We start from the raw sequence: 20,157 nt of genomic DNA, 5'->3' as shown, positions 1-20,157 counted from the left end.
CTTTTGTTACAATAGAAGCATGATTATAGGAATTGGAAATGATACAGAGTCAATCAGTCGTGTAGCGCAGATCATTGAACGACAAAAAAGTTTTATACCATTCATTTTGACGCCGGCAGAACGTGTTGCGGCTGCTGAAAGAAAGGGAAAACATCGTAATGAGTATATTGCTGGTCGTTTTTCTGCAAAAGAGGCTTTTTCTAAAGCGACTGGCTATGGTATTGGTGAAAAAGTACAGTGGCAAGACATAGAAATTTTAAACGAAAACACTGGGCGACCTGTGATGAAAATCAAAAATTTTCCTTACCACACCTATGTGGCTATTACGCATAGTGGTGATCAGGTGAATACGGTTGTAATTATTGAGCGTTTAACACTGTTGGAAAAAATCAGTGTGAAGATTTTCCCAAAACGAGGAGTACTCTCATGATTAATGATGATATATTGCGTTTACGTCCAACCTGGATAACAATTGATTTGCAAGCAATTCAGTTGAATGCACAAAAAATAATGCAACACGCAGGTGCAAAAAAAATTATTGCTGTTGTTAAGGCAGACGCCTATGGACATGGTGCAAAGCAAGTTGTGCAAGCACTTTTAGACATCGGCATCCAAGATTTTGCTGTGGCCACAATTGCTGAAGGGATAGCCTTAAGAGAAGTTTATCCACAAAAGAACGTTAATATTTTTTTACTTGGGGTCCAGGATGTTTCCCACACAAATGTTATGATTCAATATCGACTGGTGCCACCAGTTGGGACAATTGAATGGTTGCAATCAGCATTAGCACAGATTGAAGATGGTCAAAAATTAGCTGTACAATTAGCAGTGGATACAGGTATGGGGCGTATGGGTGCACATTCTCAAGAAAATGTGCAGGCAATTTATGATGCGATTCAAAATACTGATAAACTAGATTTTTTTGGTGTCTTTACTCACTTTGCAACTGCAGATGATAATAATCAATCTTATTATGATAAACAAGTAAAACGCTTTTATCAATGGGTTACAGCAGCAGGGATTCCCAAAAAATATTGGAATTTAGCAAACTCTGGCTCGGCAATATGGCATTTTAATGAAATTGATACGGAAACAATTCGTGTTGGTTCAGTTCTTTATGGTTATAATCCGGGCGCTCCTGAAAAGAAGTTACCAATTTCATTAAAGCCTGCCTTGTATCTCAAATCTAAGATAGGCTCTGTTCATCAACTACAAATAGGAGAATCAGTGAGCTATGGTGCGACTTATACAGCAGCAAAATCACAATGGATAGCCACGTTACCAATCGGCTATGCAGATGGTTATCTGCGTCGTATGAGTGGAATGAATGTTTTAGTGGATGGACACGTTGAACATGTAATTGGCCGTGTTACAATGGATCAAATTGTGATAACATTAAATCAAGAATATCCCGTAGGAACTATTGTTACTTTAGTTGGCTGTGATGGTCAAGAAAAAATAACAATTGAAGATATGGCTGAATATGGGCATACAATTCCTCACGAAATATTAACAAACTTTGGCAATCGATTACCTAAAATTTATTAAGAAGCGCCATGTGCGCGTACATAAAAGTGAGAGTACTAATGACAGAAGAACATCAAGCGGTTATGCGTGGTGACGTTTTTTACGCCGATTTAAAGCAAGGCATGGGGTCTGAGCAAGCTGGCGTACGGCCAGTTCTAATCATCCAAAACGATGTAGGAAATGCTAATTCTCCCACAACAATTATTGCTGCGATAACCTCTCAAATTTCAAAGCCTAAATTACCAACACATGTATTGCTTCCGGAACATATGAGCGGTATGAAAAGAGATTCAGTGATTTTAGCTGAACAGGTTCGTACAATTGATAAACGGCGGCTAAGAGATAAAATTGGGCACATTAGTGCTTCATCCAGTGAAATGTCTCTTGTTGCACAAGCAATAAAAATTAGTGTTGGTTTAAAATAGTAGTATAATTTGGTTTTAATTTAACTTATTTTTAACCTATACTTTGTACAATAAGTATAGTAAAAAACAGACAGGGATATAAAAATGTCAAAAGCAATTAAAATATTATTAATCGAAGATGATGTCAATTTAGCAGACAATGTTGTTGGCTTTTTGCAAGATTTTGCGGACGTTAATGCTGTTACTGACGGCCTTGATGGTGAATTTGAAGCGCAAGAAGCGCCTTATGACCTTATTATTTCTGATTTAATGCTCCCAGGAGAAAATGGCTTGGAAGTGATTAAAAATTTGCGTGATAATGATGTTGAAACACCTGTTTTGATTTTAACGGCAAAAACGTCATTGGATGATAAAATAGAAGGATTCAATGTTGGGGCTGATGATTATTTAACTAAACCATTTCATCGTGAGGAGTTATTAGTGCGTGTCAAAGCATTGTTACGTCGATCAGGCGTTTACTCTGAAGATAATACGTTGTCAGTAGGTGACGTGATGATTAACATGGAAAATCGCGGTGTTCAGGTCCACGGACAACCTGTCAAATTAGTCGGTAAAGAATTTGATATCTTGACATATCTTGCGCAAAATAAAAATATTATTGTAACACGTGATCAGATTTTTGATCGGGTGTGGGGAATTGATTCTGATACTACGATTAATGTGGTTAATATTTATTTGAATAATTTACGTCGTAAACTAGAAGCTGTTGGACAAGATAATTTGATTAAGACCTTAAGAAATATTGGTTTTATTTTAGAGGTAGAGGATGCCGAACGCAATTAATAAAAAACAGCAAGTACGAGGATTTATCTGGTTACTAGCCAGTTTTTTTGTTATATTTTCAATTTTAGCGAGTGTTATATTTGTATCTTATACACGAACGGTTTTTAATAGTGCTGACTCTGCTATTAATCAAACTCTTTCGATGTATGATAATAATGGCCTGTTATCAACGTCTGTGAAAGATGTTAAAAAACCACAACCGCTATTTAATAGTTCAAGTACGCGAACAGAAACGTGGTTATTCGATAAGAATGGTAAGCTGATTATTGACACAACAACAGAAGATGAGCGACAAGCGGCTTTACAAAAAGCATTACAGGCGGCTATTAAATTTGATAAAGCAACAATGACCGTTAAACCAAATACTTATAAGTTTTATGGTAATTATTATCGCATTATTGGTTTTCAGTTCAAAAAGAACGCTGCCAAAGGATATGATCAAATTGCAGTGCATGGTATGGTGACAGTTAATGTTACAGATACTATCAATAATTTAAATAATTTTAAAAAAGTATTATTTTGGTCCTTCGGGGTTTTTGGCATTCTATCTGTCATTGTTTCGTACATGATTTCTAGACGTAATATGAAACCAATATTAAAGTCTTGGCAACAACAACAAGATTTCGTCAATAACGCAGCTCATGAACTAAGAACGCCAATGGCTGTTATCCAAGGAAAATTGGAGACCATGCTAACAAAACCCGAATCGACGGTTCGTGATCAATCTAATGCTATTATATTGTCATTATCTGAAGTAAGGCGCTTAAACTCATTGACAAATAACATGTTAACGTTAGCAAAATCAGGTTCTAATATGACGACTATTGAAAAAGAATCAACAAACGTTGCACAGTTTTTAGAAGAAATAATTTCCCCATACAAGGAAATGGCTGAGTTTGAGGAAAAAAGTGTTACGCTGGAAGTTGATGTACAACAAGAAATATTTATAGATCAAAAGCGGATTCATCAATTGTTAGTTTTACTACTTGATAATGCATTAAAATACTCTGATGCTGGTGCCAAAGTATCTGTTAAAGCAAGTATTGAAAAGAAAAAATTTGTGCTTAGTGTAGCCGATACAGGTCGAGGAATTAGTGACGAAGGAAAAAAGCATGTCTTTGATCGGTTCTATCGGGAGGATAAGACTGGTAACCGTCAGACTGGTGGTACAGGTCTAGGGTTATCAATTGCAGAGTGGGTTGTTCATGCGCATGATGGAAAAATAACAGTGTCGGATAATCAACCACAAGGTGCAATATTTAAAATCATATTACCACTTTAATATTTAGTTTATTTTATATGTTTATTATAATAATAGTGAGAGTACTGTATTTTGTCATAAAATTAAGAGAAAAACATGTATGAAAGGTCGAGTTATGAAAAAATATTCTTTGATAATTGTTGCTATTGTTTCAGCGTTGGTAGCAAGTTTTGTTGTCTACTCAGGACTACAGCCTAATTCATGGTTTCAACAGCATTCAAATACGACAAAAACGTCCAATTTGGCAGGAACAACAACCGTAGCTAAAACAGCGTATACCAGCAGTGATACAGCAACTACAGCGTATAATAAAGTTAAAAATGCGGTGGTTACAGTACAAAATCTACAAAAGGCGTCATCGTCGAGTAGTCTTTGGGAATCGTATTTTCAGCAGAGCCAAGGCAGTAGTTCAAGTAGCTCAGAGTTAGAAACGGCATCAGAAGGATCAGGGGTTGTATATAAGATATCTGGTGGTTATGCCTACATCATTACAAATAATCACGTTGTAGCAGACGCTGATGAGTTACAGTTGATTACAGCCAGCGGGAAAAAAATTGAAGCAACTGTTGTGGGAACTGATTCTGACAAAGATTTAGCTTTGTTGAAAGCTAAAACAACTGATATCAAGGTTGTAGCTTCTTTTGGTGACGTAAAAAATTTGCAATCTGGGCAACAGGTACTAGCGATTGGGTCACCACTTGGATCTGATTATGCCACTTCTTTAACTAGTGGGATTGTTTCAGCACCACGACGTGCGTTATCCGCTGAAGAAACTGGTTCCAAAGCCGCAACTGCTATTCAAACTGATGCGGCAATTAATCCGGGTAATTCCGGTGGACCACTTATCAATTTAAAAGGTCAAGTCATTGGTATTAATTCATCAAAGATAGCTTCTTCAACTGATGGAACTAGTGTTGAGGGGATGGGGTTTGCTATTCCGGCAGATATTGTTCAGACATTTATTAAGAACACTGAAAAATAATGTATGCATAAAAAAGCGCCTAAACGCTTGAAGTGTTAAAACACTTTCAGACGTTCAGGCGTTTTTTATTTAAATAGAAATTACAATGTTGTTTGGTACCAGTTTAAAATTTCTTTTGGTGTAAGGCGCTCACCGTGGCCGATACGTGATATTTCTTGACCATTCTCAAATAAAACAAATGAGGGAATGCCACGCATATTATACTTTGTGGCAACTTCGATATTCATATCTCTATCTGCATCAAACCATGATGCAGTTTGTTCAACTTCGTTTTTAATGTCTTGAATAAATGGTTTAATGGCTTTGCAATCACCGCACCAATCTGCTGAAAGAAACATTACGTGACGTCCAGGTTTGTTGATATTTTCTTCAATAACTTGATTTGAATTATGCGTTGGTTCATACATAGCTTTTGTCCTCACTAAATTTTAAGTAAAATTGTACCATATCAGGTAAAAAAATGCTTTGATCAAGCATTTGAACGTTGAAAATTATATTATTAATTTAATGAGAAATATTAAAAACTATTGACATAAACAAAATTTAAAGTTATAGTAATAATCAATATAAACGTTGAAAAGATAAGTACATCTTTAAAGCTTAGTTAGAGAGCCCGTGTATGGTGTGAACGGGTAAGATAATTTAGATGGAAAATGGTCTTGGAGTTTTTTACGGATACGAGCAAGCGGGCACTCATGTGTGTCGCGCAGTAAGTTGAAATCGGGCGCCCCCGTTACTGGACAGCGTATAACCACAGGATTTCACAGATGTTCTCGACGAATTCTTGCTGGCGTACGTCTGGAGGTGTAAGTTGTTAAGGCTTACATAAACACTGGGTGGTAGCACGTCTCTTTAACGTCCCGTAGTATCTTTTGATACTACGGGATTTTTTATTATTTTAGAATTTGGAGGTGAAATATGAGTGTTATATTAAATAATGGCTTACTAAAACGTGAGAATTTTGTTGTTGGTCGTTTTAAAATATTAGAACCCACTTTAAATATTTTGTTGGTTAATTTAATGCCTAATCGGTTACAAACAGAAAAACAATTTATACGTCTGTTGGATCGTCTACCAGTCAATGTTCGAATTACGTTTGCTATTCCAAGTGAACATAAAATACGTCATGATAGTGAAGAAATTACTGCTAATTATGTCAAACTAAGTGATATTTGGCACAAAAAGTACGATGGTATGATAGTCACCGGTGCTCCTGTCGATCGCATGAATTTTGAACATATTGATTATTGGAATGAATTTCTGCATTTACTTTCGTGGCGAAAAACGCATGTGTCAGAAAGTTTGTTTGCTTGCTGGTCAGCCTACGGCGCAGGTTACGCTGAACGTAATTTTCCTGTTAAGTCCTTGTCGGAGAAAGTATCTGGTGTTTTTCAAGCTAATCAAATAGTTAAGCGACAAGCGTTAATAAAAGGTATCGATCAAATTATGATGCCACAATCTCGGTATTTTACGATTCCAAATCTTGGTGTCGCGAGACGTTTAAAAGTTGCTGGGCATGATATATTAGGTGCGTTTATTTTAAGAGATGAGCAACTACGTTCAACCTACATAACAGGGCATTTAGAATATGACACAGCGACACTAGCAAATGAGTATATACGTGATAAAGAGAGAGATTCAAACACAAAAAAACCACAAAATTACTTTTATCAAGGTAAACCAACTAATACTTGGCTAAATATTGCTGAAGTTTTTTATGCGAATTGGGGTAAATTATTAGTACAAAATACTGTTTTATCAACTGAAAAAGTTGAATTAATAGAAAAGTTAAATCAAGAGAGGAAAAGTTTGGCTTAAGGCCATGCGATGTAATTATTTATGAGTATTAGTATTGATACAATATTGGCACAAGGTGGAAATGGAACAGATGATATTAAAACAGGTGCAGTCGTCAGTCCGTTATATTTTTCCACAGCTTATCGGCATCCGGGTCTTGGTGAATCAACGGGATTTGATTACGCACGTTCAAAAACACCAACACGTCAAATATTAGAAGATCAGTTGGCAGAATTAGAGCAAGGAATACAAGCATTTGCAACAAGTTCAGGTATGGCAGCTATTGATCTTGTGTTTGCTTCATTACTTAAAACGGGTGATCACTTTATTGCGTCAGATGATTTGTATGGTGGTACATATCGTTATTTTGATGCCATTGTTGAGCAAAGTGGTGTCAGCTATGATGTCTGGCGTGATTCTGAAGATATTGTGAAACTTATCAAACCAACAACGCGATTAATTTGGTTGGAAACACCATCTAACCCTACGATGAAGGTGACTGATATTCAATCACTGTGTCAAAAAATAAAAGAGATTGATCCGAATATTTTAATTGCTGTTGATAACACATTCTTAACGCCAATTTTTCAACAACCTTTGACTTTAGGGGCTGATATTGTAGTTCATTCTGCAACAAAATATCTTGGCGGGCATAACGATATTTTAGCTGGTGTGGTGATTGTAAATAGTGCTAATTTGGCTGAAAAACTAGAAACATCACTAATGACACGCGGCCAGGTTTTAGATTCTTTTAGTTCGTGGTTGCTCTTGCGTAGCTTAAAAACCTTACATTTACGTATGCAAAGGCATAACGAAAACGGACAATATTTAGCACAACAATTACCACGTATTAATGGTATAGACAAGGTTTTATATGCTGGCATTGGCGGCATGATTAGTTTCTATTTATCAAAAAATTATGATGTGAATGCTTTTTTACGAGGGTTGAATATTGGATCGTTTGCTGAAAGTTTGGGTGGCCCTGAAACATTAATCACAATTCCCGCGGTCCAGACACACCGTGATTTAAGTCCAGAACAAAGAGAGCATCTTGGCATTACTGATCAATTGGTGCGTGTTAGCGCAGGGTTAGAAAATAAAGAAGATTTACTAGCTGATTTAAAGCAAGCAGTAGAAGGAGCTAAAATATGAGTGAGTGGACCAATATTATTAATGCATCAACAACAAATGATCCACTTTCTGGAGCAATTAATACACCTATTCAGCTAAGTTCAACATTTAACCAAAAAAGTTTTGAAGACTTTGGTCAATATGATTATGCTCGTTCCGGGAATCCGACTCGTGCTGCCGGGGAAAAAGCGATTGCACAGCTTGAACATGGACAATACGGGTATTTATTTAGTACAGGCATGGCAGCGATTAGCAGTGTGCTTTTCACTTTGTCTGCTGGTGATCATATTATTGTTAGCAAGCATGTCTATGGTGGTACCTTCCGAGTGTTAGAAGACATTTTATCACGATGGGGTATTAGGCATGATTTTGTTGACTTTAGTGATTTGGATGCAATTGAAGCAACGATTAGACCGGAAACGAAAGCTTTGTATATTGAAACACCTTCGAATCCAGTTTTGAATATTACTGACATTCGTGCTGTTGTTAATATTGCAAAAAAGAATCAGCTATTTACAATTGCCGATAATACATTTTTATCGCCGTTTTTACAAAATCCATTAGACTTAGGTGTGGATATTGTCATTCATTCTGCAACTAAATTTCTGGCCGGACATTCTGATATCTTGGCTGGCGCGGTAGTAGTTAACGATAAAAAACTAGCTGATAAAATTTATTTTATTCAAAATGCGGTGGGAGCCACACTAGGAATTTTAGATACATGGCTGTTATTAAGAGGCATTAAAACGCTAGGAGTCCGTATGTCGCACGCCAGTGCATCAGCCCAAAAAATAGCACAACATTTAAACGCTCATTCGAAAGTTCTCAATGTATTGTATCCTGGTTTACAGACACACAAAGGATATAGAATTCATGTTACACAGGCTAAAAATGGTGGCGCTGTACTGAGTTTTGATGTAGGCAGTAAGGAAAATGCAAAGAAATTAGTTGACGCCTTAAAAATTCCAGTTTTTTCAGTGAGTTTAGGTGCAGTCGAAAGTATTATTAGCTATCCACCCAAAATGAGTCATGCAGAGTTGAATACAGAAGAGTTAACGGCCTCTGGTATCACGCCAGGATTATTACGCTTTTCGGTTGGATTAGAGGATACAGATGATCTGATTGCTGATTTAGATGCTGCATTGGCATTAATTTAAGGGTATAGCGTACACAGACTATTTTGCTACAATCAAAGGAGAAAAAATGGCAAATACAAAGAAATTAACTTATCGTTTTGATCAAGTAGGATCATATTTGCGTCCAGAAAATCTTAAAAAAGCACGTGAAAAATTTGCAAATGGTGAAATTTCACACGAAGAATTAATGAAAGTGCAGCATGAAGAAATTAAAAAGTTAGTTGCTGAACAAGTAAAAGTTGGTTTGCAAGCAGTTACTGATGGCGAATTCAATCGTTCATGGTGGCACTTGGATTTTCTTGGTCAACTAGGCGGTTTCGAATTTTATGATCAAAATGATTCATATAAATTTCATGGTGAAAAAACACGTTCAACAAACATTCGATTAAACGGGAAAGTACATGCCAACCTCAATCATCCATTTTTCGATGATTTTAAATACCTAAAATCAGTGACACCGGCTGGTGTTGAACCTAAGCAAACGATTCCTTCACCTAGTTTGATTATTAATCGTGATCATCGTTCTGATTTGTGGTCAAAGTACTATGATACCTGGGAAGCATTTTTGGATGATTTGGCACAAGCTTATCATGATACTTTGCAAAAGTTCTATGATTTAGGTGCACGTTATGTGCAACTGGATGATACTACTTGGGCTTATTTAATTAATCAATTGAATGCAAATGTTGATAATCTTGATGAGCGGGTTAAGTTTGAAAAAACAGCAACTGATGATGTTTATGTGATTAACAAAGCATTATCAGGTTTGCCAGAAGATTTAAAATTATCGACACATATTTGTCGTGGTAATTTTAAATCTACTTATTTATTTGAAGGAGGCTATGAGCCGGTTGCTAAGTACTTGGGCCAATTAAATTATGATGCATTTTTCCTAGAATATGATAATGATCGTTCAGGTGGATTTGAACCATTAAGTGCTATATTTAATAATCGTGACAATATAGAAATTGTATTGGGATTATTCACCTCAAAATCAGCAGACTTAGAAAATACAGCTGAAATTATTGCAAGAATAAAAGAAGCAGAGCAGTATGTACCCAAAGCTAACTTAGCATTATCTACACAGTGTGGTTTTTCATCAACAGAAGAAGGTAATATTCTTACAATTCAGGATCAATGGAAAAAATTGGCACTGATTAAAGAAATTGCTGATGAGCAATTTGCTTAGAAGAAAAATGGCGTTTGTTATGAATATATTAACAATCAAGAACGTAGAAATGTTAATATTATAGTGACTACGGCATAAATGTAAAATTTACTATGTTGTTATCTTATCTTAAAAGGAGAAAAGAAATGTCAGAAACAGTTGTTGAAAGTTTTACGTTGGATCATACAAAGGTTAAGGCACCCTATGTACGCGTTATTGAAACACAAGCTGGTCCTAATGGCGGCAGCATTACAAACTACGATTTGCGTTTAACACAGCCCAATGAAACATCTATTGAAACAGGTGGGTTACACACATTAGAACATTTATTTGCTGGGCTTGTACGTGATGAAATCGATGGTATTATTGATATGTCACCATTTGGATGTCGTACAGGGTTTCATGTTATTTCATGGGTAAACTATGATTCGGAAACATTGGCTAAAGTTTTCAAAAAAGTATTGGAAAAAATTGTTAGTGATGAAGTGACTGAAGTACCAGCAGCAGAAATCGAAAGTTGTGGGAACTTTAAAGACCATAGTTTACATTCAGCTAAAGAGTGGGCAAAAATCATCTTAGCACAAGGTATTTCTAGTGATGCTTTTGAACGTAAAATTGTTTAAAAAATAATAATAAAACTATTGACAAATTATTATAAAATAGTATGATTATTTTAACGAAGAAAAGATAAGTAGTGTTTTAGCGTTAGCAAGAGAGTTTACATTTGGTGAAAGTAGACAACGTGAGCACATGAAAATGGTCTTGGAGTTACTGTTATTGCGAACGCACGCTGATTCATTTATTAAAACGACGCAAGTGATAACCGGGAGAGCCCGATATAGCGACATCAATTCTTGACACTGTGTACAGATGTTCTCGAAGCATTGTAGAGATGATTGATATTGAGGTGTGTAGGCTTTTTGCCAACACATAAACACCGGGTGGTAACACGACAAGTCGTCCCGCAGTCTAAAATATTTAGACTGTGGGACTTTTTTATTGTTTTGAAACCATCTAAATAAATAAGGAAATTATAGGGGAAAAATTATGGCAACACAAACATTAAAAGCATTGGGATTTCAACACGTTGGTTCATTTTTAAGACCAGCTAAGTTGAAGCAAGCACGCCAAGATTTCGAAAATGGTAAATTAACACAAGAAGAGCTCGAAGGGGTTGAAAATGTAGCAATTGGACATTTAGTTGATCAACAGGTTGCTGCTGGAATTACAGTGGTAACAGATGGTGAATTCCGTCGTTCATATTGGCACTTGGATAATTTCTGGGGATTTGGCGGTGTTGAACGATTGAGCTATGGTGAAGGTTACTTGTTTGCTCATGAGGAAACACGTGATGACTCGGCACGCTTAAATGGAAAACTAAGTTTTGATGCTAAAGTACATCCCTTTATTCAACATTTTAAGTTTTTAAAGGATTTAGCTGACGAAGCTGGTGTTGAAGCTAAGATTACGATTCCTGCTCCAGCACAATTCTATGCAGAGCTAGCACGTGGAACAAATGCTGATGTTGTGTCAAATTTCTATGATTCAAATGAAGAACTGTTTGCTGATGTTAAACGTGTATATCGTGAAGAAATTCTTGCTCTATACGAAGCCGGTGCAAGAACAGTTCAACTTGATGATTGTACGTGGGGCATGCTGGTAGATCCTGATTTCTGGGAAAAGATGGCAGGCGCCGGATTTGATATTCAGTCATTGAAAGACTTGTATCTTGATCTTAATAACGGTGCAATTGCTGATTTACCAGAAGATTTGACAATTAATACACATATTTGCCGTGGAAACTATCATTCGGATTGGGCTGCTGCGGGTGGCTATGACGCCGTTGCCGATGAATTATTTGGGAAAGAGAATGTCTCAAGCTATTTCCTAGAATATGATTCAGAACGTGCAGGTGGTTTTGAGCCTTTAGCTAAGGTATCGGGAGATAAAAAAGTTGTCCTTGGTTTAATCACGAGTAAGACCGGTGAGTTAGAAAACAAAGAAGACATTATTAAACGCATTCATGAAGCAGAAAAATATTTACCACTTGATCGTTTGTGGTTATCAACGCAATGTGGCTTTGCTTCAACTGAAGAAGGTAATATTTTGACAGAGGAACAGCAGTGGGCTAAATTAGCTCTTGTTAAAGAAATTTTAGACGAAGTTTGGGGTTAACTACCTTTCACAAATAACATTGTCAGGAGTAGAAAAATGCAAAATACAATGCCCAATAGATTTTTTGAGATGACACGTGCATTAAGTACACTTCTTGGTTGTGGATTAGTACAAAGTCGAATGTGTTAGAAAATTTAATGATTGATAAATGATTGAGTAAAAATAACATATAAAAGGACAAAATTATGACTAATCCAGAGAAGAAATATGCATTTGAAACACTACAGCTTCATGCCGGACAAGAAGAACCAGATTCAGCAACAGGCGCGCGGGCGGTACCAATTTACCAAACGACTTCTTTTGTATTTAAAGATGCTAAACAAGCAGCTGGACGGTTTGCCTTAACGGATGCTGGAAACATTTATGGTCGATTGACGAATCCAACCAATTCGGCTTTTGAAGCTAGAATTGCGGCTTTAGAAGGTGGTACGGCGGCTATTTCGTTAGCTTCTGGTGCAGCAGCTATTACAGCTGCAATTTTAAATGTTGCTGGAGCTGGAGATCATATCGTTGCTGCTTCAACTTTATACGGCGGAACGGTAGAACTATTTTCAGAAACATTGAAGAAATTATCTATTGAAACAACATTTGTTGATCCTGATGATCCTGAAAATTTTGAGAAAGCGATTAAATCGAATACAAAGGCAATCTTTTTTGAAAGTTTAGGTAATCCAAAGATTAATATTACTGATTTTGAAGCTGTTGCCGAAATTGCCCAAAAACACGGTATCATCTCTATTGTAGATTCAACTTTTGCAACACCGTTTTTAGTTCGACCACTAGAACATGGTATTGATGTTGTGGTACATTCAGCAACTAAATTTATTGGTGGGCACGGGACAACTCTGGGTGGCGTAGTAATTGAGAAAGGTGATTTTGACTATGAATCTTCTGGTCGTTACTCTGATTTTACAACACCAACACCCTCATATAACGGGATTGTTTGGGCTGATTTAAAAGGTAGTGCTTTTGTTACTAAAATTCGTGCAGAGCACTTACGTGATACAGGAGCAACGTTATCACCACAATCAGCATTTTATTTATTACAAGGATTAGAGACTTTGTCATTGCGTGTTGAGCGACATGTAGAAAATACTCGAAAAATCGTATCGTATTTAAATAATAATGATAAGGTAGCTTGGGTAAGTTATCCTGAATTAGATGATTCACCATATAAAGTGTTAGCTGATCGATATTTTAAGCATGGTGCTGGCTCAATTTTCACATTTGGTTTAAAAGCGGGTGAAGTTGGGGCAGAAACATTAATTAATAACCTTGATATATTCTCATTGTTAGCTAATGTTGGGGATGCAAAGTCTTTGATTATTCATCCGAAATCAACAACCCATGCACAATTAAGTGATGAACAACTGATTGCAGCAGGAATTACGCCAGACTTGATACGCATTTCAATTGGTATCGAAAATGTAGATGATTTAATTAAGGCACTAGATGAAGCTCTTGCACATGTTAAATAGGTAGTCTTTTCTACTATCATGAGAGAATTTTAACAGTGAATAATAGTTGTTATACTTCCATTAAAATGTGAGCATGTTAAAATAACACTATTAAGGCATTGAGAGCGAGAGAGAACATGAACAAAAAAATAGTCATTAGTGCGGCAGCTGTTATCATCGTTGCTGGAATTTATGCTACGACACGACCATCAAAATCGGCCGGAAGCCACACTTTGAAAGTTGCTGTACAGAATAATATCTCAACACTTGATCCAAATTTAGCAGATCAAGTTGGCGCAAATTGGGCAGAGGTGCAAACACTTGAAGGACTCTATACCACATCTGCGAAAGGTAAAATTGTTCCAGGAATTGCTAAAAAAATAGTGGAACCTTCTCAAGATGGTAAAGTTTATACAATTAAGCTTAAAAAGAATCAAAAATGGTCCGATGGGTCAACTGTAACAGCAGCTAATTTTGTTGACTCAGTTAAGCGTCAAGTTAATCCAGCAACAAAATCAACTCGTGCAAACCATTTTAAAGATATTGCGGGATATGATGCTGTTTATAATAATAAGGAAAATATCAATAAGTTAGGCATTAGTGCACCCGATAAATACACGGTGAAAATTGAATTGTCTCACCCAGTACCTTATTTTAATTTTATATTAGCCAACGAATTGTATCCGATTAATTCAGCTAAGCTGAAAGAATATGGTAATAAATATGGTCAAACGGCAAAAACAACAGTTTCTAATGGCGCTTATACTATTAAAAAATGGAATCAGTCTTCGACTACGTGGGAATTTGTAAAAAATAAGTATTATGCCGGAGCTGATAGTGTTCATTATGACACAATTAAGGCTACTCAAGTGACTGATGCAACATTGGCGTCTAAACAGTATTTGTCTAAGAAAGTTGATGAAGCAGAAATTTCTGGTGGGATATTAACTGACTTGAAGAAAACAAATGCTGCTGATATTAAATCAACGCAAAAAGGGCGTGTAGCTTTTATTGTTTGGAATGCTACTGATAAAACAGTTAGCAACACAAATTTGAAGCGTGCTTTAAGTTTGGCAATCAATCGGAAAGAACTTACTCAATCAACATTAGCTGATGGTTCAACACCTGCTAAGTCTATTGTTCCGAGCGGTGAGGTTACCGTAAATGGTAAGGATTTCAATGCTAATTTATCATTGCCTTATGATAAAGAATTAGCTCAAAAGTATTTGAAATCAGCACAATCAGAGTTAAATCAACAAAAGATTACAATTACACTGAATACTGCTGATACTGATGCGTATAAGGCATTGGGTGTATACCTAAAGCAAAGTATTGAAGCTACTTTACCTGACGTGACCATTAATTTAAAACAATTACCTCTAAATGCTGAAATTGCTGCTTTTAATAATAAAGATTTTCAGGCAGGAACGTTGACTTGGTCTACAGATTACAATGATCCAATTGATTTTCTGGATATTGCTTATTCTAAGGGTGCTATTAACTTTACAAATTGGACAAATTCAGATTATGAAAAGTTAATTAGTGATATTTCTAATCAACACGAAGCAAATAATGAACGTTATGAATTAGAGCAAAAAGCTGCTAAATTGAATAATGAACTAAATGGTGTGACACCATTGTATCAAGTGTCTAACGTTCACTTGTTACGCTCTTCGGTTAAAAATTTGGATTACCCGTTGATAGGTTACCAAAATTATAAATATGCAAAGTGAGTAAAATGATGAAAAAAGTAGGTATTTCAAGTAATAATCTTCTTCATCCAAATGCTCATTTTGGAACGAATTATGTTGACTATATCCAAAAGAATTATATAGATGGTATTATCGATGCATCAGCATTGCCGATGGTATTTCCCATAGGGAGTCCCAGCCTAGCGAAGGAATATATTAATTCTGTTGATGCTTTAATATTAGCAGGTGGACAAGATGTTTCACCAGAGTACTTTGGTGAAGATCCACATGTTAATTTACATGAGACGGATCAGGATCGTGATGCATTTGAAGTAGCCTTAGTACTAGAAGCCATTCAACAAGACAAACCAATTTTGGGTATTTGTCGTGGCTTGCAAATTATTAATGTAGCTTTGGGTGGTACACTATACCAGGATTTAAATAGTCAGTATCAAAACTTGGTTGTAAAACATAATCAATATCCAACTAAGTGGTATATACCTACCCATCGCTTAATATTAAAACGTGAAAGCTGGTTGAGTAATCTGTTTGATAAAGAAGCACTAGTAAATTCATTTCATCATCAAGCAGTAAAGAAATTAGCAAATGGGTTACAAATTGATGCTGTAAGTTCAGATAATGTTGTAGAGGCATTTTCTGATGAGATACGACATATTTATGCCGTACAATGGCATCCTGAAATGTTGCTTATGAAAAATCCAGATGCGCAAAAATTGTTTAATTTATTTGTTGAAAAGATTTAAAAAAATAATATGACTAACGATGAAAAGATGAGTAGTGTCTTGAGCATTTTAGAGAGCTTGTATTTGGTGAAAACAAGTATGTGAAAACATGAAGATGGTCTTGGAGTTATTATTATGATGAGCTCGTATTAATTGCTATGATGTGAATTGTAATCGGTTAATGTCCGATATAGCACGTTCATTTTTTTAATATTAAAAAATGACATAAGGTGCACTAAAATAGTGTATAAATACCGGGTGGTACCACGAATAATCGTCCCGCAATCTAATTTTATTTAGATTGCGGGATTTTATTTTGATTTTAAATTTTAAAAAATAGTTCAGATAGGAGAAGGCTGTGAAGGTAAATCATCAAAAAGTTTATTATTTGCATGCTGATAAAATTACAACAGCAGTTTATCTAAATGGTAGTGGGGCAGTAGATGCAATTATGTTTTCTCAGTTTGGTTTATATAACTGAAATTGAGAGGATAATTATGACTAAGATTGTAGAAATCTATAAAACAAAACCAGCTCCAGTACTATCATTTGAAGTATTTCCCCCAAAGAAAGAAGGCGGAATTGAATCACTGTATAAAACATTAGGTGAGCTTGATTTGAAACATGTCGGCGTTGATTATATTAGTGTCACATATGGTGCAGGAGGAAGTGATAATCATGAAAAAACACGAGAGATTGCTTCTTACATTCAAAAGAATTGTGATATCACAGCCTTACATAATTTAACGGGCGTTAACCAGACTCCAAAACTTTTGAAAGAAAATCTTGCTGAAATTAAGTTAGCAGGCATTGAAAATATATTTGCGTTGCGTGGCGATTTACCATCATCTGATTATGTGAATGAATACTATCCATATGCAAAGGACTTGATCCAAGAGATAAAACAAGATGGCCGTTTTAGTGTTGGTGCGGCCATTTATCCAGAAGGGCATGTTGATAATCCAATAACAGGAATTAGTGTAAATGGTGTCAAAGAAAAAGTGATTTATGGTACAGAATTTTTAATTTCACAACTATTTTTTGATAATAGTGTTTTTTATAATATGCAAGAAGCTCTGAAAGAAAACTACATCAAAGTACCAGTATCCGCTGGTATTTTGCCAATTATCAGTCGTGCACAAGTTGAACGTATTACATATATGATTGGTTCATCCTTACCGGCTCGACTCACGAAGATAGTACACAAATATGGTGATCATCCGGAAGCTTTACAAGAAGCTGGAATGGAATACGCTCTGCAACAAATATATGATTTACTAGATCATGGCGTTGATGGCATTCATTTATATGCCATGAATCAACCAAAAGTTTTGAAGACGATGCTACCGAAAATTAATGAGTATATTCAATCTAAAAAACTCACAAGGTAACAAAAATTAAGTGAAAGAAGAAATCTATGAAAATAGCCTGCCGAAAAGTTTATTATTTACATGCCGATAAAAATTTGACGGCCGTTTTTCTTACTGGTAGCGGTTCTGTCGATAGATTCAGGTGAATTTTTCTTTTAGTTGCCAGCACTTTTGAGAAAAATAGGAGAAAAATATGACTAGTGTAGTAAAATCATCAAATTTAGGCTATCCACGACTCGGTGAACATCGCGAATGGAAAAAATTACTTGAATCTTACTGGCAAGGTAAGATAAATGAAAAGCAATTTAGTGAAACATCTAAATCTTTGCGACTAGAGAATTTAAAAAAGCAAATTGAATTTGGAATAGATATTATCCCAGTTGCTGATAATTCGAATTATGATCATGTGCTAGATACAACAGCTGCATTTAATCTGATTCCAACAAGATTTGGTAATTATAAACGTCCGCTAACCCTAGACGAATATTATGCAGTGGCCCGTGGTGATAAAGATAATGTGGCTGCCGATATGACAAAATGGTTTAATATTAATTATCATTATACTGTTCCTGAATTTGATAACACAGAGCCACGTTTGTTAGAAAATCGTTGGCTAAAATATTGGCAGGAAGCTAAAAATGAATTAGGAATCGACGGTAAGCCAGTTATTGTTGGCCCTGTGACGTTGATCAAGCTAGGAAAATTGAATGGTGAATATGTTGAATCTGAGAAAGATATTAATCAATTATTAGACCAAATTTTGCCACTCTATGGACAAGTATTTGAGGAATTACAAAATGCTGGGGTTAAATGGGTTCAATTAGATGAACCAACGCTGGTAAAAACTGAAAAGGATGATGATATAAAGCCTTATTATCGCGCCACTAAATACTTACATGAAGTAGCACCAAAGTTAAATATTGAATTACAAACTTATTTTGATTCGATTGACCCTTATCAGAAAGTAGTAAAATTGCCTGTACAGGCAATTGGCTTAGATTTTGTTCATGGAAAGGGTGAAAACTTGAACAATATTCGTCAGTTTGGATTCCCAGATGATAAGATTTTGGTAGCTGGATTAATTGACGGTCATAATATTTGGGTAGCTAATTTGCAAGAAAAGGCTAGTCTAGCGGAAGAATTACATACATTTGCACCAAAGCTATGGTTACAACCTTCTAACAGCTTGCTACATGTACCTATCACCAAAAAATTTGAAACAAAGGCTAGTCCTGAGCTATTTGGTGGTCTAGCATTTGCCGATGAAAAGTTACAAGAGTTGGTAAGTTTAACTAAAAAATTAAATGGTAATGACGTATCAGCAGAATTTATTAAGAACGCAGACGATATAAAAGCATTGAATGATTCACAAGCTCGTAATAATAAAAATGTTCAAGAAGCCATTAAGCATCTGTCAAAGGAACATTTTGAACGTCATTCAAAATATTCTGAACGTTCGAAGAAGCAACAAGACAATTTGCACTTACCACTACTACCAACTACTACGATTGGGTCATTCCCACAATCATCAGAAGTTCGGGCTAAGCGAGCAGCGTGGCGTAAAGGTGATTTGTCTGATAAACAATATAATGACTTTATTGCGTCAGAAACAAAGCGTTGGATTCAGCTACAAGAAGATATTGATTTAGATGTTCTTGTCCACGGTGAATTTGAGCGTACTGACATGGTGGAGTACTTTGGGCAAAAATTAGCTGGTTTCTTTGCCACGCAAAATGGTTGGGTTCAATCCTATGGATCGCGTGGCGTTCGGCCACCAGTTATCTTTGGAGATGTTGCCTATACTGAACCAATTACTGTTAAAGAATCTGCTTTTGCACAAGCACAGACTAGTAAACCTGTGAAAGGAATGCTTACTGCACCATTGACGATTATCAATTGGTCGTTTGTGCGTGATGATATTTCTCGAGCTACAGTTCAAAATCAAATAGCTTTAGCTTTGCGCCAAGAAGTGATTAATTTAGAAAAAGCTGGTATTAAGATTATTCAAGTTGACGAACCTGCTTTGCGTGAAGGATTACCATTAAAACAACGCAATTGGCAAAATTATTTAGATGAAGCCATATACTCATTTAAAATTACAACTACAGGAGTGCGTGATGAAACACAGATTCATACGCATATGTGTTATTCAGATTTTGAAGATATTATCAGTACAATTTCCGGATTAGATGCTGATGTGATTTCTATTGAAACTTCACGTTCACATGGTGAAATCATTTCAGCATTTGAAGATGCACAGTATGATAAACAAATAGGTTTAGGGGTTTATGATATTCATTCGCCTCGTATCCCGTCTGTTAAAGAAATTACTGACAATATTCGTCGTGGTTTGAAGGTAATCGATCATAAACAATTCTGGGTTAATCCAGATTGTGGTTTAAAAACCCGTAATGAAGAACAAACACTCGAAGCACTAAAAAATTTGGAAGAAGCTCGTAATATCGTGCTTGCTGAATTATAAATAAAAAAGGCGATCAATAGTTTGATCGC

At 35.9% G+C, this 20,157-nt stretch carries 19 protein-coding genes and 2 other annotated features; of the genes, 18 read left to right on the top strand and 1 reads right to left on the bottom strand.

Annotated elements, in window-relative coordinates:
* Window positions 1–19: 19 nt before the first annotated feature.
* The 6 genes from acpS (at window position 20) to ESZ47_RS06690 (ending at window position 4,978) form a co-directional block, all read left to right on the top strand.
* Window positions 20–430 (top strand): holo-ACP synthase, encoded by a 411-nt coding sequence (acpS, locus tag ESZ47_RS06715; RefSeq protein ID WP_148605944.1) that lies wholly within the window; start codon window positions 20–22, stop codon window positions 428–430.
* On the top strand, window positions 427–1,548 hold the full coding sequence (gene alr / locus ESZ47_RS06710) for an alanine racemase (protein ID WP_148605942.1): 1,122 nt from the start codon (window positions 427–429) through the stop codon (window positions 1,546–1,548). Before acpS ends, alr begins: the two co-directional genes overlap by 4 nt.
* A 38-nt stretch (window positions 1,549–1,586) precedes the next feature.
* Window positions 1,587–1,952, top strand: coding sequence for a type II toxin-antitoxin system PemK/MazF family toxin (locus ESZ47_RS06705; protein WP_148605940.1), 366 nt, complete (start codon window positions 1,587–1,589; stop codon window positions 1,950–1,952).
* Between the two features lie 84 nt (window positions 1,953–2,036).
* Window positions 2,037–2,735: a response regulator transcription factor gene (locus tag ESZ47_RS06700; protein WP_148605938.1), complete on the top strand. Its 699-nt coding sequence runs from the start codon at window positions 2,037–2,039 to the stop codon at window positions 2,733–2,735.
* On the top strand, window positions 2,719–4,017 hold the full coding sequence (locus tag ESZ47_RS06695; protein ID WP_148605937.1) for a sensor histidine kinase: 1,299 nt from the start codon (window positions 2,719–2,721) through the stop codon (window positions 4,015–4,017). The genes ESZ47_RS06700 and ESZ47_RS06695 overlap by 17 nt, the downstream gene beginning before the upstream one ends.
* Window positions 4,018–4,111: 94 nt before the next feature.
* Window positions 4,112–4,978 carry a S1C family serine protease gene (locus ESZ47_RS06690; RefSeq protein ID WP_148605981.1) on the top strand — a complete coding sequence of 289 codons (867 nt, stop codon included), beginning with the start codon at window positions 4,112–4,114 and terminating at the stop codon, window positions 4,976–4,978.
* A gap of 80 nt (window positions 4,979–5,058) precedes the next feature.
* Here the strand turns inward: ESZ47_RS06690 and ESZ47_RS06685 are convergent, their stop codons facing one another.
* A complete protein-coding gene (locus tag ESZ47_RS06685; protein WP_148605935.1) occupies window positions 5,059–5,385 on the bottom strand; it encodes a thioredoxin family protein in 327 nt (108 codons plus the stop codon).
* Window positions 5,386–5,542: 157 nt separating this feature from the next.
* Window positions 5,543–5,844, top strand: a binding site (T-box leader).
* Window positions 5,845–5,896: 52 nt separating this feature from the next.
* Here ESZ47_RS06685 and ESZ47_RS06680 point away from each other — a divergent pair.
* The 12 genes from ESZ47_RS06680 (at window position 5,897) to metE (ending at window position 20,128) form a co-directional block, all read left to right on the top strand.
* Entirely contained in the window at window positions 5,897–6,796 is a 900-nt protein-coding gene (locus ESZ47_RS06680) for a homoserine O-acetyltransferase/O-succinyltransferase family protein (protein WP_148605933.1), read from the top strand.
* A 21-nt stretch (window positions 6,797–6,817) separates the two neighbouring features.
* Window positions 6,818–7,927, top strand: coding sequence for a trans-sulfuration enzyme family protein (locus tag ESZ47_RS06675; protein WP_148605931.1), 1,110 nt, complete (start codon window positions 6,818–6,820; stop codon window positions 7,925–7,927).
* Window positions 7,924–9,063, top strand: a complete 1,140-nt coding sequence (locus tag ESZ47_RS06670; RefSeq protein WP_148605929.1) for a trans-sulfuration enzyme family protein — start codon at window positions 7,924–7,926, stop codon at window positions 9,061–9,063. The genes ESZ47_RS06675 and ESZ47_RS06670 overlap by 4 nt, the downstream gene beginning before the upstream one ends.
* Before the next feature lie 46 nt (window positions 9,064–9,109).
* Entirely contained in the window at window positions 9,110–10,231 is a 1,122-nt protein-coding gene (locus tag ESZ47_RS06665) for a vitamin B12 independent methionine synthase (protein ID WP_148605927.1), read from the top strand.
* 125 nt (window positions 10,232–10,356) lie between these two features.
* Window positions 10,357–10,833, top strand: a complete 477-nt coding sequence (locus ESZ47_RS06660; RefSeq protein ID WP_148605926.1) for an S-ribosylhomocysteine lyase — start codon at window positions 10,357–10,359, stop codon at window positions 10,831–10,833.
* Between the two features lie 424 nt (window positions 10,834–11,257).
* Complete coding sequence (locus ESZ47_RS06655) at window positions 11,258–12,385, top strand: 5-methyltetrahydropteroyltriglutamate--homocysteine S-methyltransferase (protein ID WP_148605924.1); 1,128 nt, start codon at window positions 11,258–11,260, stop codon at window positions 12,383–12,385.
* A gap of 185 nt (window positions 12,386–12,570) precedes the next feature.
* Window positions 12,571–13,863 (top strand): O-acetylhomoserine aminocarboxypropyltransferase/cysteine synthase family protein, encoded by a 1,293-nt coding sequence (locus ESZ47_RS06650; protein ID WP_148605922.1) that lies wholly within the window; start codon window positions 12,571–12,573, stop codon window positions 13,861–13,863.
* Between the two features lie 116 nt (window positions 13,864–13,979).
* Window positions 13,980–15,575, top strand: a complete 1,596-nt coding sequence (locus ESZ47_RS06645) for a peptide ABC transporter substrate-binding protein (RefSeq protein ID WP_148605920.1) — start codon at window positions 13,980–13,982, stop codon at window positions 15,573–15,575.
* A gap of 8 nt (window positions 15,576–15,583) precedes the next feature.
* Window positions 15,584–16,297, top strand: a complete 714-nt coding sequence (locus ESZ47_RS06640) for a gamma-glutamyl-gamma-aminobutyrate hydrolase family protein (RefSeq protein WP_148605979.1) — start codon at window positions 15,584–15,586, stop codon at window positions 16,295–16,297.
* A 10-nt stretch (window positions 16,298–16,307) separates the two neighbouring features.
* Window positions 16,308–16,561, top strand: a binding site (T-box leader).
* A 73-nt stretch (window positions 16,562–16,634) separates the two neighbouring features.
* Window positions 16,635–16,757 carry a hypothetical protein gene (locus tag ESZ47_RS09575; protein WP_280114210.1) on the top strand — a complete coding sequence of 41 codons (123 nt, stop codon included), beginning with the start codon at window positions 16,635–16,637 and terminating at the stop codon, window positions 16,755–16,757.
* Window positions 16,758–16,773: 16 nt separating this feature from the next.
* Window positions 16,774–17,667 (top strand): methylenetetrahydrofolate reductase, encoded by an 894-nt coding sequence (locus ESZ47_RS06635; RefSeq protein ID WP_148605918.1) that lies wholly within the window; start codon window positions 16,774–16,776, stop codon window positions 17,665–17,667.
* 172 nt (window positions 17,668–17,839) lie between these two features.
* Window positions 17,840–20,128: a 5-methyltetrahydropteroyltriglutamate--homocysteine S-methyltransferase gene (metE, locus tag ESZ47_RS06630; protein ID WP_148605916.1), complete on the top strand. Its 2,289-nt coding sequence runs from the start codon at window positions 17,840–17,842 to the stop codon at window positions 20,126–20,128.
* The last annotated feature ends 29 nt before the right edge of the window (window positions 20,129–20,157 follow it).

This window comes from Leuconostoc litchii, from assembly GCF_008107645.1.
Classification (GTDB): domain Bacteria; phylum Bacillota; class Bacilli; order Lactobacillales; family Lactobacillaceae; genus Leuconostoc; species Leuconostoc litchii.
This window is presented reverse-complemented; position numbering and strand designations above follow the sequence as displayed.